We start from the raw sequence: 13,941 nt of genomic DNA, 5'->3' as shown, positions 1-13,941 counted from the left end.
TTTTCATGCCTGAGATTAAGAGTCACCACCGGTGGGCGCTTATCACCTTCGAATTCATCTTTCACATCATCAAGACTGCGCGACCTACAGCGGGCGGCAGGAGGTAATTATGGCAGCAGCTGAAAAACTGAGCGATGAGTCAGGTCATGACAAGGTCACAGAAAAACGAATGGCTGAACTACTTGGCACGACACCGAAAGCCCTTCAGCGTAAACGTGAACGCAACATCATCCCCGCCGGTGTCTGGTCGAAAATCGACGGGCGAATCATGTACAGCAAATGGAGGTACGACGAATGGCTAGAGAGCCAATGGAGCTGCCCACTGGAGTTGAGCTTGTCGGGAAGTCGATCAGGATCAGGTTCTCTTGGAACAAAAAGCGGCACTGTGAAACGCTCACTCTCCCGCAAAGCGCAAGGGGGATCGCAGCAGCCGAGGCTTTACGTTCTCAAGTAATGCAACTTGCCAAGCTGGAAGCGCTAACGCCTGAAAAATACAGGGAGCTATTCCCGAATAGCCGAAGCGACTCCTCTGGACAGATGCCGATATTTTTCGACTATGCCCAGGACTGGCTGAACAGCCTCCAGATCGAAGACAGCACTCGGAAAAACTACCGAAGCACCATGCAGAACTATTGGGTGCCGCATTTGGCCCAATACCCTCTCGACAAGATCACGCCGGTGCTGATGCGCAAAATCGTCAACGGCATTGCATGGACTTCGCCGATTCGCAGGAAGGGAGCAATCCGACTTGTCACTAGCCTGTTAACCCAAGCGGTAAACGATGAATTGATTCTGAGAAATCCGGCCAACTCTATACCGCCGACACGAGTTACCAAGCGCGAGATTGATCCTTTCAGTCGCGAGGAGGCAGACGAGTTGATAGGAAAACTGTACGAAGTGACGAGCGGTTTGCAGTCGATTTACGCGTGCTTTTTTGAGTTCTCGTTCTATACAGGAATGCGTCCAGGAGAAGCGATGGCTCTGCGTTGGAGTGAGGTTGATACACGCTCTCGGCGCGCCAAGGTGTGCCGTATTCGGATATACGGCAAGATCAAAGAGAGGACAAAAACGAAGGTGTCACGGGAAGTTTTATTGAACGATCGAGCTTTACAGGCGCTCGAAAAAGCCAGACTCCTTACGGCGGCGCGCTCTGATTATGTTTTCGCGCCGGAAGGATCGGGTGAGAGATCAGAGTTGTACATCCGTTCCGAAACAGGGGCCAAGCGCTATTGGTTGGCAGCATTGCGTAAAAGCGGTATTCGATATCGTCGGATGTATGACACCAGGCACACCTACGCGACGATGTGCCTGATGTCAGGAATGAACCCGGCGTTCATCGCTGCGCAGCTTGGACACAGCGTTCAGGTTTTGCTTTCAACCTATGCCAAGTGGATCAGCTCTTCGAGTGATTTTGCGGAGCTTGAGAAGCTGGATTTGCCGAAAAATGGTACGAAATTGGTACTTGAATCACGGTAAATGTGCGACGGCCCAACGATTACAAGGGCTTTAGCTTTATGTGTGGATTAGCTGGCGAGATACGTTTTGATCATCAACCTGCCGACCTGGCAGCCATCGAACGCATTACCCACCACCTGGCACCCCGTGGACCTGATGCCTGGGGCTTTCACAGTCAGGGACCGATTGCCTTGGGGCATCGCCGATTGAAAATCATGGATTTGTCGGACGGTTCGGCGCAGCCGATGGTCGACAGTCAGCTGGGGTTGTCCCTGGCATTTAATGGCGCAATCTATAACTTTCCTGAATTGCGCGCAGAACTCGAAAACCTCGGCTATGCCTTTTATTCCGATGGCGACACCGAGGTGCTGCTCAAGGGGTATCACGCCTGGGGCGAAGCGTTATTACCCAAACTCAATGGCATGTTTGCCTTTGCCATTTGGGAGCGTGATACCCAACGCCTGTTCATTGCCCGCGACCGCTTAGGGGTCAAGCCGCTCTACCTGTCGCGTACCGGCCAGCGCTTGCGCTTTGCTTCCACGCTGCCGGCATTGCTCAAAGGGGGCGATATCAGCCCTATGCTCGATCCGGTTGCTCTGAACCATTATTTGAACTTTCATGCCGTGGTACCTGCCCCGCGCACGCTGATCGCCGGTATCGAAAAACTGCCACCGGCCACCTGGTTGCGTGTCGACGCCGATGGCCATACCCAACAGAAGACTTGGTGGACGCTGCCTTATGGCCCGCAGGCCGACGAAGTAAACCTGACCCTTGAAGACTGGCGCGACCGCGTGCTGGACAGCACCCGTGAGGCGGTTGCCATTCGCCAGCGCGCCGCTGTGGATGTGGGCGTGCTGCTCTCGGGCGGGGTCGACTCCAGCTTGTTGGTGGGGCTGTTGCGCGAAGTGGGCGTGCAGGATCTGTCGACTTTTTCTATCGGTTTTGAGGACGCAGGCGGCGAGCGCGGCGACGAATTCCAGTACTCGGATTTGATCGCCAAGCATTACGGCACCCGCCATCACCAACTGCGCATTGGCGAGCACGAGATTATTGAGCAACTGCCCGCTGCCTTCCGCGCCATGAGCGAGCCGATGGTCAGCCATGACTGCATTGCCTTTTACTTGCTCTCGCGTGAAGTGGCCAAGCATTGCAAAGTCGTACAAAGCGGCCAAGGCGCGGATGAACTGTTTGCCGGTTATCACTGGTACCCGCAGGTTGATGGCGCCAGCGATGCCTATAGCGCTTATCGCGAGGCATTTTTTGATCGCAGCTACGACGACTACAAAGCCACGGTGCAGCCGCAGTGGCTGACCGCCAACGATGCAGCGGGCGACTTTGTGCGTGAACATTTCGCACAACCGGGCGCGGACGCCGGAGTGGATAAAGCATTGCGTCTGGACAGCACCGTGATGCTGGTGGATGACCCGGTAAAACGTGTCGACAACATGACGATGGCGTGGGGCCTGGAAGCACGCACGCCGTTTTTGGACTATCGCCTCGCCGAACTGTCAGCGCGTATTCCGGCGCGCTTCAAACTGCCCGACGGCGGCAAGCAAGTGCTCAAGGAAGCCGCTCGCCTGGTAATCCCCAGCGAGGTGATTGATCGCAAGAAGGGTTACTTCCCGGTGCCGGGTCTCAAGCATTTGCAAGGGGACACGCTCAACTGGGTCCGCGAGCTGTTGCTCGACCCGAGCCAGGACCGGGGTGTGTTCCAACCGGCCATGCTCGATCGCCTGCTGACCAATCCGCACAGTCAACTGACGCCCCTCAATGGTTCAAAACTGTGGCAATTGGCGGCGCTGAATCTGTGGTTAAGCGAACAAGGAATCTGACAGATGAAACCTCTCGCCACAGCCTATAGCCAGCGCTTAATACGCGGCCAAGCCCCCTCTTATGAACGCTTGCAAGCGCGCCTGGCCGAAGATGGCAGCCCGCTGGATGCTCAACCTGTGGCCATTCATTGTGGCTGGGGGCGCTTGCTGATCGGGCACACCTTTCCCGATGCGGCCACGCTGGCCAATGAACTGCTCAATGAGCACACCGGCGAGCGTGACATCGCGTTGTACGTGGCCGCGCCGCAGCAGGTACTGGCCCAGGCACCCCAGCAATTGTTTCTGGACCCCTCCGACACCCTGCGCTTGTGGTTTACCGATTACCGCCCCGCCACACGGGTATTTCGCGGTTTTCGCATTCGCCGTGCGCAGAACGAAGCCGATTGGGTAGCCATCAATACGCTGTACACCGCACGTAACATGCTGCCTGTTGACCCGACTTTACTCACGCCCAGGCATCAAGGCGGGCCTGTGTACTGGATCGCCGAAGATGAAGACAGCGGCGCCGTGATTGGCAGCGTGATGGGCCTCAATCACCACACCGCTTTCCATGACCCGGAAAACGGCAGCAGCTTATGGTGCCTGGCGGTTGACCCGCATTGCACACGCCCAGGCGTGGGTGAAGTGCTGGTGCGCCATTTAGTCGAACACTTCATGAGCCGTGGCCTGAGCTACCTCGACTTGTCGGTGCTGCACGACAACCAGCAGGCGAAAAGCCTCTATCACAAGCTAGGGTTTCGCACGCTGTCGACCTTTGCCATCAAGCGTAAAAACGGCATTAACCAATTGCTGTTTCTTGGACCGGGTCCTGAAGTGGGACTGAACCCGTATGCGCGCATCCTCGTCGAAGAAGCCTACAAGCGCGGTATCGACGTGCATATCGATGACGCCAGCGCCGGACTGTTCACCCTCTCTCACGGCGGGCGGCGCATTCGCTGTCGCGAGTCTCTGTGCGACTTGACCAGCGCCATCAGCATGAGTTTGTGCCAAGACAAAAGCCTGACGCACAAGGTGCTGAGCCAAGCGGGCCTGAACCTGCCCGCCCAACAATTGGCGGGTAATGCGGATGACAACCTGGCCTTTTTGGAGCAACACAGGCGCATCGTGGTCAAGCCACTGGATGGTGAACAGGGCGACGGTGTGGCGGTGGACCTGAGCACCCTAAATCAAGTGCAACAAGCCATTGAGGCTGCGCGGGCGTTTGACAGCCGGGTCTTGCTCGAAAGTTTTCATCAGGGCCACGACCTGCGCATTGTCGTGATCGGCTTTGAAGTGGTCGCCGCCGCCATCCGCCGTCCTGCACACGTGGTCGGCGATGGCCATCACAGCGTCCACCAACTCATCGAAGCACAAAGCCGTCGACGTCAAGCCGCCACCGATGGCGAAAGCCGCATCCCGATGGACACTGAAACCCTGCGCACCGTACAGGCCGCCGGGTATGAGTACGCCAGTATTCTGCCTGCGGGACACACATTGGCCGTGCGCCGAACCGCCAACCTGCACACGGGCGGCAGCCTGGAGGACGTAACCGATGTGTTGCACCCGGTGTTGGCCGACGCGGCCATCCGCGCCGCCAGGGCGCTGGATATTCCAGTGGTCGGCCTGGACCTGATGGTGCCCGCTGCCGATCAACCCGAGTATGTGTTTATCGAAGCCAACGAGCGGGCCGGTCTGGCTAACCACGAACCGCAACCCACCGCTGAGCGCTTCATCGACTTGCTCTTTCCCCACAGTCAGCCAGCGCCTTAAGCGCACTCGCTGAACGTCATCCCAAGGCACGTCGCGTGGGCACCTTTCGCGACGGGCCTCGCCTCAGGAGTTTTTATGAATCGCAACCTGCCGCAACCCGATCTCGATTACCTGCAACGGGTCTTGCTGGAAATGCTCGCCATTCCCAGTCCCACCGGCTTCACTGACACCATCGTGCGCTATGTGGCAGAACGCCTTGAAGAACTGGGCATCCCTTTCGAACTGACGCGCCGTGGCACGTTGCGTGCGACCCTTAAAGGCCAGCAAAGCAGCCCTGATCGCGCGGTTTCAGCGCATTTGGACACCATCGGCGCCAGCGTTCGGGCGATCAAGGACAACGGGCGCCTGGTGTTGGCGCCGGTAGGCTGTTGGTCCAGCCGCTTTGCAGAGGGCAGCCGCGTCAGTTTGTTTACCGATAATGGCGTGATTCGCGGCAGCGTCTTGCCGTTGATGGCTTCGGGGCATGCGTTTAATACGGGAGTGGATGAGCTGCCGATCAGTTGGGATCATATCGAGCTGCGTCTGGATGCCTACTGCGCCACGCGTGCAGACTGCGATTCGTTGGGGATCAACGTGGGGGATTTTGTCGCCTTCGATCCGCTGCCCGAATTTACCGAGAGCGGGCACATCAGCGCCCGCCACCTGGACGACAAAGCCGGTGTTGCCGCGTTGTTGGCGGCATTGAAAGCGATTGTGGAAAGTGGCGCACAGCCACAAATCGACTGTCACCCGCTGTTTACCATTACCGAAGAAACCGGCAGCGGCGCCGCAGCGGCATTGCCGTGGGATGTGAGTGAATTTGTCGGGATTGATATTGCGCCGGTCGCACCGGGCCAGCATTCCAGCGAACACGCCGTCAGTGTGGCAATGCAAGATTCGGGCGGGCCGTACGACTATCATTTGTCGCGGCATTTGTTGCGTTTGGGGGCCGAACACGAACTGCCTGTGCGACGGGACATGTTTCGTTATTACTTCAGCGATGCACACTCGGCGGTCACCGCAGGGCATGACATTCGTTGCGCCTTGTTGGCGTTTGGCTGCGACGCGACCCACGGCTATGAACGCACGCACATCGACAGCCTGGCAGCACTGAGCCGTTTGCTCGGGGCATACATGATGAGTCCGCCCGTGTTTGCCAGTGATGCACAGCCCGCGCAGGGTTCGCTGGACCGATTCAGTCACCAGCTTGAGCACGACACGCAAATGGAGAGCGACACACGCGTGCCGTCAGTGGACAGCTTGGTGGGCGATAACCGCGACTGAAACCCCGCTCCCGCGGAGCAGGTGGCGCAGGCTGCGGTCTTTTGAAGTGACAAGATCAAAAGATCGCAGTCGGTGCCAGCGCCTACAGGGCAGGTTTAAACCTGTGCTTGGGCGCCTTCAAACCACGCGAGCTTCTCACGCAGCAGGACCACTTCGCCTACGATCACCAGTGTCGGGGCATGCACTTCGTGCTCTGCCACCAGGGTCGCCAGGTTGCCCAGCGTGCCAGTGAACACTCGCTGGTTCGAGGTCGTGCCCTGTTGAATCAAGGCCGCTGGCGTATCAGCAGAACGACCGTGCTGGATCAGCTGTTCACAGATGATCGGCAAACCCACCAGCCCCATGTAGAACACCAGCGTTTGCGCTGGAGCAACCAAGTCGCTCCACGGCAGATTGCTGGTGCCGTCTTTCAAGTGACCGGTGACAAAACGCACGGATTGCGCGTAATCACGGTGGGTCAAGGGAATGCCTGCATACGCCGCACACCCACTGGCCGCCGTGATGCCTGGCACAACCTGGAAGGGGATCCCATGCGCCGCCAGCTCTTCGATTTCTTCACCGCCGCGACCAAAAATAAACGGGTCGCCGCCTTTGAGCCGCACCACCCGCTTGCCTTGCTTGGCCAGATCAACCAGTTGCTGGTTGATCTGGTCTTGCGGAACGGCATGATCGGCACGACGCTTGCCCACATAAATGCGTTCAGCATCACGCCGGCACAGTTCAAGAATCGCGGGCGCTACCAAGCGGTCGTACAGCACCACATCCGCTTGCTGCATTAAACGCAAGGCACGAAAGGTCAACAGATCCGGATCACCCGGCCCGGCGCCCACGAGATAGACCTCGCCGGTGGCCTTGCTCGCTTCACCGTTGATCTTGGCCAGCAACAGGCGCTCTGCTTCGGCGCCCTGACCCGCCAACTGGCGGTCGGCAATCGGGCCTTGAAACACCTCTTCCCAAAATGCACGGCGCTGTTGCACCTCTGGAAAAAGGCCTTTGACCTGAGCTCGAAAGCGCGCCGCAAGGCCCGCCAACTGACCGTAGGTCGAAGGGATCCAGGTTTCCAGCTTGGCGCGAATCAACCTCGCCAGCACGGGTGCATCGCCGCCACTGGAGACCGCGATCACCAGCGGTGAACGGTCGACGATGGCCGGGAAGATCACGCTGCACAAGGCCGGTGCATCCACCACATTGACCGGCACGCAGCGCCGATGGGCATCGGCGGAGACTTGCGCATTCAGTGGCTCGTCGTCCGTGGCAGCAATGATCAGCACACACCCTTGCAGGTCTGCCTCCACATAGCCGCGCAAAACACGCTCACCACCGCTGCTGCTAATCAACTCACACAACTGCGGCTCAATGGCGGGTGCAACCACCCGCAACACCGCACCGGCATCCGCCAACAGGCGGGATTTGCGCAAGGCAATTTCCCCGCCGCCGACCACCAGTACACGGCTGCCACGCAGGTTATGAAACAGCGGCAGAAACTCCATTTAGCCGATGACCTCAATGCCGCCCATGTAAGGCTTGAGCACGTCCGGTACACGGATCGAACCGTCCGCCTGCTGGTAGTTTTCCAGCACAGCGACCAACGTACGCCCTACTGCCAGCCCCGAACCGTTAAGCGTATGCACCAGCTCCGGCTTGCCGGTTTCCGGGTTGCGGAAGCGTGCTTGCATGCGCCGCGCCTGGAAATCACCGCAGTTGGAGCACGACGAAATCTCGCGGTACTTGTCCTGGCTCGGAATCCACACTTCCAGATCATAGGTTTTGATTGCACTGAAACCCATGTCCCCGGTGCACAGCGCCAGCGTGCGGTACGGCAGCTCAAGCAATTGCAACACTTTCTCGGCGTTAGCCACCAAGCCTTCCAGTGCGTCCATCGAGGTCGATGGCTCAACGATCTGGACCATTTCAACCTTGTCGAACTGGTGCTGGCGAATCATGCCGCGCGTGTCACGACCCGACGCGCCCGCTTCACTGCGAAAGCACGGCGTGTGCGCGACGAATTTGATCGGCAACGCTTTGTGCTCGACGATTTCGCCGGCGACGATGTTGGTCAGCGTGACTTCAGCCGTAGGGATCAGGTAGAAGTCCGCTTCGCCTTCGCGGCTGATTTTGAACAGTTCTTCTTCGAACTTGGGCAACTGGCCAGTGCCTTGCAGCGCAGGCGCCTGAACCAGATAAGGCGTGTAAGCCTCTTCGTAGCCGTGTTCGCCGGTATGCAGGTTGATCATGAATTGCGCCAACGCGCGATGCATACGGGCAATCGGGCCGCGCAGCAAGGCAAAGCGGGCACCGGACAATTTGGCAGCGGTTTCGAAATCCAGCCAGCCGTATTGCTCACCGAGCGCAACGTGGTCCTTGATCTCGAAATCAAACGTTTTGGGCGTGCCCCAACGACGAATCTCGACGTTACCGTCTTCGTCGGCGCCGACCGGTACCGAGGCGTCCGGCAGGTTCGGCAGGCTCAACAGGATCGAGTCCAGTTCGGTCTGGATCACGTCCAGAGCCACTTTCCCGTTGTTCAGCTCAGTGCCCATATGTTCAACACTGGCCATCAATGGCGCGATGTCTTCACCGCGCGCCTTGGCTTGACCAATGCTCTTGGAGATTGCATTACGCTCGGCCTGGAGCTTCTCGGTCAGGGTCTGGACTTCTTTGCGCTGGGCTTCGAGCGCGTCGATGCGCGCCACGTCCAGCGTGAAGCCTCGGGATGCCAGGCGATCCGCTACGTCCTGAAGGTTGCTACGTAACAGTTTGGAATCGAGCATGTCGGTTTCTCGTTTATCAAAGTTTGGTCAGGGACAGGCCAGCCCAGGTTGCGAGCAGCCCGCCGAATACGCTGAGGGCCGCATAGCCCAGTGCCAGTAGCACTTGCCCGCTTTCGAGCAGGCGCACCGTATCCAGTGAAAAGGATGAAAAAGTGGTCAAGCCACCCAGGAACCCCACCATCAGTCCGGCACGGACTTCAATCGGTACTTCCGGGCGGATCAAAAAAAGTCCGTAAAGGATGCCAATCAGCAGGCAGCCCACGATATTAACGGCCAACGTCGCCGTATAGAAGTGCCGCGGCCAATTGGCGTTGATCCAGTTACCGCTAGCAAAGCGTATCAAGGTGCCCGCGACACCGCCGACAGCCACGGCTGCAATCAAAGGAATCACGGTTTTCTCCGCTGTACAGGGCTGATGCGATCCAGGGCCGCCAGGTGTTTAAGCTTCTCGCCGATTTTAAGCTCCAGGCCACGCGGCACCGGCTGATACAGCGCCAAAGGCTGCAACTCATCCGGGAAGTAGTCTTCGCCTGCGGCGTAGGCATCCGGCTCGTCATGGGCGTAACGGTACTCATCGCCGTAGCCAAGTTGCTTCATCAGCTTGGTCGGTGCGTTGCGTAAATGCAGCGGCACTTCAAGCGAGCCATATTCAGAGGCACTGCGCAAAGCAGCTTTGAAGGCCATGTACACTGCATTGCTTTTGGGCGCGCAGGCCAGATAAGTGATGGCCTGTGCAACAGCCAACTCCCCTTCCGGGCTGCCCAGACGCTCTTGCACGTCCCAGGCAGACAAGCACAGGCTCAGGGCACGCGGGTCTGCGTTACCGATGTCTTCGCTGGCCATGCGCACCACGCGTCGTGCGATATACAGCGGGTCGCAACCGCCATCGATCATGCGTGCAAACCAGTACAGGGCGCCGTCAGGGTTGGAGCCGCGTACCGATTTGTGCAATGCCGAAATCTGGTCATAGAAGGCTTCGCCGCCCTTGTCGAAACGTCGCTGCGTATCACCCAGCAGGCTTTGCAACAGGTCAGTACCGATTTCGCTGTTGTCTTCGGCAAGATCGGCGGCGTTTTCCAGCAGGTTGAGCAAGCGCCGGCCGTCGCCGTCGGCTGCGCGCAGCAAAATATGAAAACCCTCATCGCTGAGGGTCAAGCCACGCTTGCCCAAGCCTTTTTCTTCAGTCAGCGCGCGCTGTACCAGTTTGAGCAAGGCGGCTTCATCGAGGCTCTTGAGCACGTAGACCCGCGCCCGAGACAACAGGGCGTTGTTCAACTCAAAGGAGGGATTTTCAGTGGTCGCGCCAATGAAGATCAACGTGCCATCTTCGACGTAAGGCAAGAATGCATCCTGCTGCGACTTGTTAAAGCGATGCACTTCGTCAACAAACAGGATGGTGCGACGACCATATTGCCCCGCCTGCTGCTTGGCAATTTCGACCGCCTGGCGGATTTCTTTCACGCCCGCCAGCACGGCAGAAACGGTTTCAAAATGCGCATCCGAAACTTCTGCCAGTAACCGCGCCAAGGTGGTTTTACCCACGCCCGGCGGGCCCCAGAAGATCATTGAGTGCAGCGCACCCTGCTCCAATGCTTCACGCAGGGGCTTTCCCCGCGCCAGCAGGTGTTGCTGGCCGACGTACTCATCCAGGTTGGCGGCCCGCAAACGGGCGGCCAGCGGCTGAGCAATCGGCGCACTTCGAAACAGGTCCATCACTACTTGAACAACCTCACTGGGGTCTGACGATGAGCTGTATCTGTATGGGAGCCGGGGTTATTCCTGGATAACATCAGCGCCTTTAGGCACGTCGAACTTGAATTTGCTCGCAGGGATATCCTCATTCACCTTTACCCCGTTAAACAGGATGTTGGTGCGCTGGCCCACGCTGTCGATCAACTGCATTTCGTTGATCTTGCCATTGCGAAAAGACAAGCGCAGCGAATCGAACAGGGTGTCTTTGGTCTTGGGCTTAAGGATGAAATCCATCACTTCGCCCTGCTCTTTGGAGGTGACGTCATAACTCTGTTCAATTTTCGATACATCGCCCGACAGCAGCAATGCCGGGGTCTGGGTCAGCCGCTGATCCAGCTTTTTGATCGTCGCCTGTTCCAGATCAGGGTCCCAGAGAGTGACCTTCTGGCCATCGGAAATCATGGTTTGTTCATTCGGCGCATCGGTGTGCCAGTAAAACAGGCCCGGACGCTTGACCGACATTTCGCCTGCCGTTTCTTGCAATTGGGTTCCGCTGCCATCCAGCGTCAATTGAGAGAAGCGCGCAGTGATGGTATTGGACTGACCCAGCAGTTGACCCAAGCGCTTTACATCCGCAGGGCCGGCATGGGCCGCAAGCGAAGACAAAGCCAATACCGGTAGCAACAGCATGCTGACAAAACGCATGAAAATCCTCTTTGATTAGGTAAGCCCAGTTCGCGGACACGCCGCGAGCCGATCAATCGCGTATGGGAGCCGGCGCCAGTACTTCGCGCGAGCCATTGGTGTTCATTGAGGTTACGACCCCGGCCATCTCCATGGATTCAATCATGCGAGCAGCCCGGTTGTAGCCGATTTTCAATTTGCGTTGCACCGCAGAGATCGACGCGCGACGGCTTTCCAGCACAAACTGCACCGCTTCGTCGTACAGCGCATCGGTTTCTGCATCGTCTCCCCCCTCACCGCTGCCGCCTTCGAAACCGCTGCCGGCCTCTTCAACACCGTTAAGGATGTCATCGTTGTAATCCGGGCTGCCGCGCAGTTTCCAGGCTTCTACCACGCGGTGCACTTCTTCATCGGATACAAAGGCGCCATGCACACGAATCGGCAGGCTGGTGCCGGGCGGCATGTAGAGCATGTCACCGTGGCCCAGCAATTGCTCGGCGCCGCCTTGATCGATGATGGTGCGTGAGTCGATCTTGCTCGACACCTGAAACGCCATGCGCGTCGGGATGTTGGCTTTGATCAGGCCCGTGATCACATCCACCGAAGGACGCTGGGTCGCGAGAATCAAGTGGATGCCCGCCGCACGGGCCTTCTGCGCGATACGCGCGATCAGCTCTTCAACCTTTTTGCCGACGATCATCATCATGTCGGCAAATTCGTCGACCACCACCACGATGGTCGGCAACTTGGTGAGCAGCGGTGCTTCGTCGTGAATGCTTTCGCGCTTGTACAGCGGGTCGGTCAACGGCTCGCCTGCCGCTTCGGCGTCTTTGATCTTCTGATTGAAGCCCGCGAGGTTTCGCACGCCCATCTTGGCCATCAACTTGTAGCGGCGCTCCATCTCCGCCACGCTCCAACGCAGGGCGTTGGCTGCATCTTTCATGTCGGTCACGACCGGGCACAGCAAATGCGGAATGCCTTCGTAGATCGACAGCTCAAGCATTTTGGGGTCGATCATGATCAGCTTGGCGTCTTCTGGGCCAGACTTGAACAAGATCGACAGGATCATGGCGTTCACACCCACCGACTTACCGGAACCGGTCGTACCGGCTACCAGCAAGTGAGGCATTTTTGCCAGATCGGTAATCACCGGTTTGCCACCGATGTCATGCCCCAGCGCCAACGTGACAGGTGACTTGGCATTGTCAAACTCAGGGGTCGAGAGCACTTCACTGAACCGCACGATTTGGCGGTCCTCGTTGGGAATCTCGATACCGACCGTGGTTTTACCGGGAATGACTTCAACCACACGCACACTGGTCACCGCCAGTGATCGGGCAAGGTCTTTGGCCAGGTTGGCGATGCGGCTGACCTTGACCCCGGCAGCCGGCTGGATCTCATAGCGGGTGATTACAGGGCCGGGATGGATCGAATCCACGGCCACCTCAACCCCGAATTCTTTAAGCTTGATCTCAAGCAAGTGCCCCACCGCTGCGAGCGACTCGGGGGAATAGTTGAGTTGTTTCTTTTCGGCCGGGTCGAGGATCGAGATCGGTGGCAACGTGCCCTCGACCGCGCTGTCGACAAACAACGGCGCCTGTTTTTCTTTCTGTACGCGCTTGCTAGGCTCCGGCGCTTTGGCCGGTGCAGGGGCAATCACGGCCGGCACGTGCTTCTCGCGCTCAGACATGTGCTTGCTTAGCGCCTGTTCGCGCTCGATCAAACGCTCTTTGGCCTTGGCCTGTTCGCGCTTGTCGGACACGCTGGGCGCCACCACTTCGCTCACGCGGGTATCGACCTCACGCAGTTGTGCGACCATCTGTTTACGTTCGGCACGGTCCGACCACCAGCGATTGGCGGCCCCCTGGATCAGTTCAAACAGATCAAGGGTGATTTTGCCGGTGACATCCATCACCTTGAACCATGACAGGTCGGTAAATACCGTCAGGCCAAACAGGAACAAAGCAATCAGCAGCAATGTGCTGCCCTGCACGTTCAGCGCGTTTCTGGCAAGATCGCCCAGGCTTTCGCCCAATGCCCCACCTGCACCCGCTGGCAAGCCCGCAGCCGAGTGGAAATGAATATGCGCCAGCGCGGCCCCCGAGAGCACCAGAAAAACCAGGCCAATCAAACGCCACGAAAACAACCAGCCGCTCCACTGCCAGGGCTGGTGCCGTTCGCGAAAAATCTGATACGCCTTGACCGCCAGCAGCAACGGGAAAATATACGCAAAGTAACCGAGCACCATGAACAGGATGTCAGCGCTGTACGAGCCAGCGGGCCCGCCGAAGTTCTGCACATCGACCACGCGGCTGTTGTGACTCCAGCCGGGATCGTCCTTGCCATACGTGAGCAAGGCCATCATCAGAAACAGGCATAAGGCGCCAATAGCGATCAATGCACCTTCCTTGAGCCGGTAGTGCAATTGCTGACGCCAGAGAGGAACATCTTTAGGTGCTGCTGTGGATTTCTTCAAAACGCGTGTTTTCCTGCGC

Annotated in this window: 11 protein-coding genes; 5 read left to right on the top strand and 6 right to left on the bottom strand. The window is 58.2% G+C overall.

Annotated features, from left to right (window positions below; translation table 11 throughout):
* Positions 1-109: 109 nt before the first annotated feature.
* The 5 genes from TU86_RS23325 (at position 110) to TU86_RS16095 (ending at position 6,299) form a co-directional block, all read left to right on the top strand.
* Positions 110-454 (top strand): helix-turn-helix domain-containing protein, encoded by a 345-nt coding sequence (locus TU86_RS23325; protein ID WP_239658795.1) that lies wholly within the window; start codon positions 110-112, stop codon positions 452-454.
* A complete protein-coding gene (locus TU86_RS16110; protein ID WP_239658801.1) occupies positions 349-1,476 on the top strand; it encodes a tyrosine-type recombinase/integrase in 1,128 nt (375 codons plus the stop codon). Before TU86_RS23325 ends, TU86_RS16110 begins: the two co-directional genes overlap by 106 nt.
* Before the next feature lie 38 nt (positions 1,477-1,514).
* Positions 1,515-3,287 carry an N-acetylglutaminylglutamine amidotransferase gene (locus TU86_RS16105; RefSeq protein WP_048365318.1) on the top strand — a complete coding sequence of 591 codons (1,773 nt, stop codon included), beginning with the start codon at positions 1,515-1,517 and terminating at the stop codon, positions 3,285-3,287.
* A 3-nt stretch (positions 3,288-3,290) separates the two neighbouring features.
* A complete protein-coding gene (gene ngg / locus TU86_RS16100) occupies positions 3,291-5,036 on the top strand; it encodes an N-acetylglutaminylglutamine synthetase (RefSeq protein ID WP_048365317.1) in 1,746 nt (581 codons plus the stop codon).
* A gap of 75 nt (positions 5,037-5,111) precedes the next feature.
* A complete protein-coding gene (locus TU86_RS16095) occupies positions 5,112-6,299 on the top strand; it encodes an osmoprotectant NAGGN system M42 family peptidase (RefSeq protein ID WP_048365316.1) in 1,188 nt (395 codons plus the stop codon).
* A 95-nt stretch (positions 6,300-6,394) separates the two neighbouring features.
* Here the strand turns inward: TU86_RS16095 and cysG are convergent, their stop codons facing one another.
* From cysG to TU86_RS16065, 6 genes are read right to left on the bottom strand one after another with little or no spacing between them, the layout of a single operon-like run.
* The gene (gene cysG / locus TU86_RS16090) at positions 6,395-7,789 is read right to left on the bottom strand and encodes a siroheme synthase CysG (protein WP_048365315.1); all 1,395 of its coding nucleotides are present in this window, start codon (positions 7,787-7,789) and stop codon (positions 6,395-6,397) included.
* Positions 7,790-9,070 carry a serine--tRNA ligase gene (gene serS / locus TU86_RS16085; RefSeq protein ID WP_048365314.1) on the bottom strand — a complete coding sequence of 427 codons (1,281 nt, stop codon included), beginning with the start codon at positions 9,068-9,070 and terminating at the stop codon, positions 7,790-7,792. It abuts the gene before it with no gap.
* Between the two features lie 16 nt (positions 9,071-9,086).
* Entirely contained in the window at positions 9,087-9,461 is a 375-nt protein-coding gene (gene crcB / locus TU86_RS16080; RefSeq protein WP_048365313.1) for a fluoride efflux transporter CrcB, read from the bottom strand.
* Positions 9,458-10,783, bottom strand: coding sequence for a replication-associated recombination protein A (locus TU86_RS16075; protein WP_048365312.1), 1,326 nt, complete (start codon positions 10,781-10,783; stop codon positions 9,458-9,460). The genes crcB and TU86_RS16075 overlap by 4 nt, the downstream gene beginning before the upstream one ends.
* A gap of 60 nt (positions 10,784-10,843) precedes the next feature.
* Complete coding sequence (lolA, locus tag TU86_RS16070; protein WP_048365311.1) at positions 10,844-11,467, bottom strand: outer membrane lipoprotein periplasmic chaperone LolA; 624 nt, start codon at positions 11,465-11,467, stop codon at positions 10,844-10,846.
* A 52-nt stretch (positions 11,468-11,519) separates the two neighbouring features.
* Positions 11,520-13,922: a DNA translocase FtsK gene (locus TU86_RS16065; RefSeq protein ID WP_082149308.1), complete on the bottom strand. Its 2,403-nt coding sequence runs from the start codon at positions 13,920-13,922 to the stop codon at positions 11,520-11,522.
* Positions 13,923-13,941 lie beyond the last annotated feature (19 nt).

The sequence above is a fragment of the Pseudomonas weihenstephanensis genome (assembly GCF_001043055.1).
In the GTDB taxonomy this organism is placed as follows: Bacteria; Pseudomonadota; Gammaproteobacteria; order Pseudomonadales; family Pseudomonadaceae; genus Aquipseudomonas; species Aquipseudomonas weihenstephanensis.
Note: the sequence above shows the minus strand (reverse complement) of the source record. Positions and strands in the feature narration are given on the sequence as shown.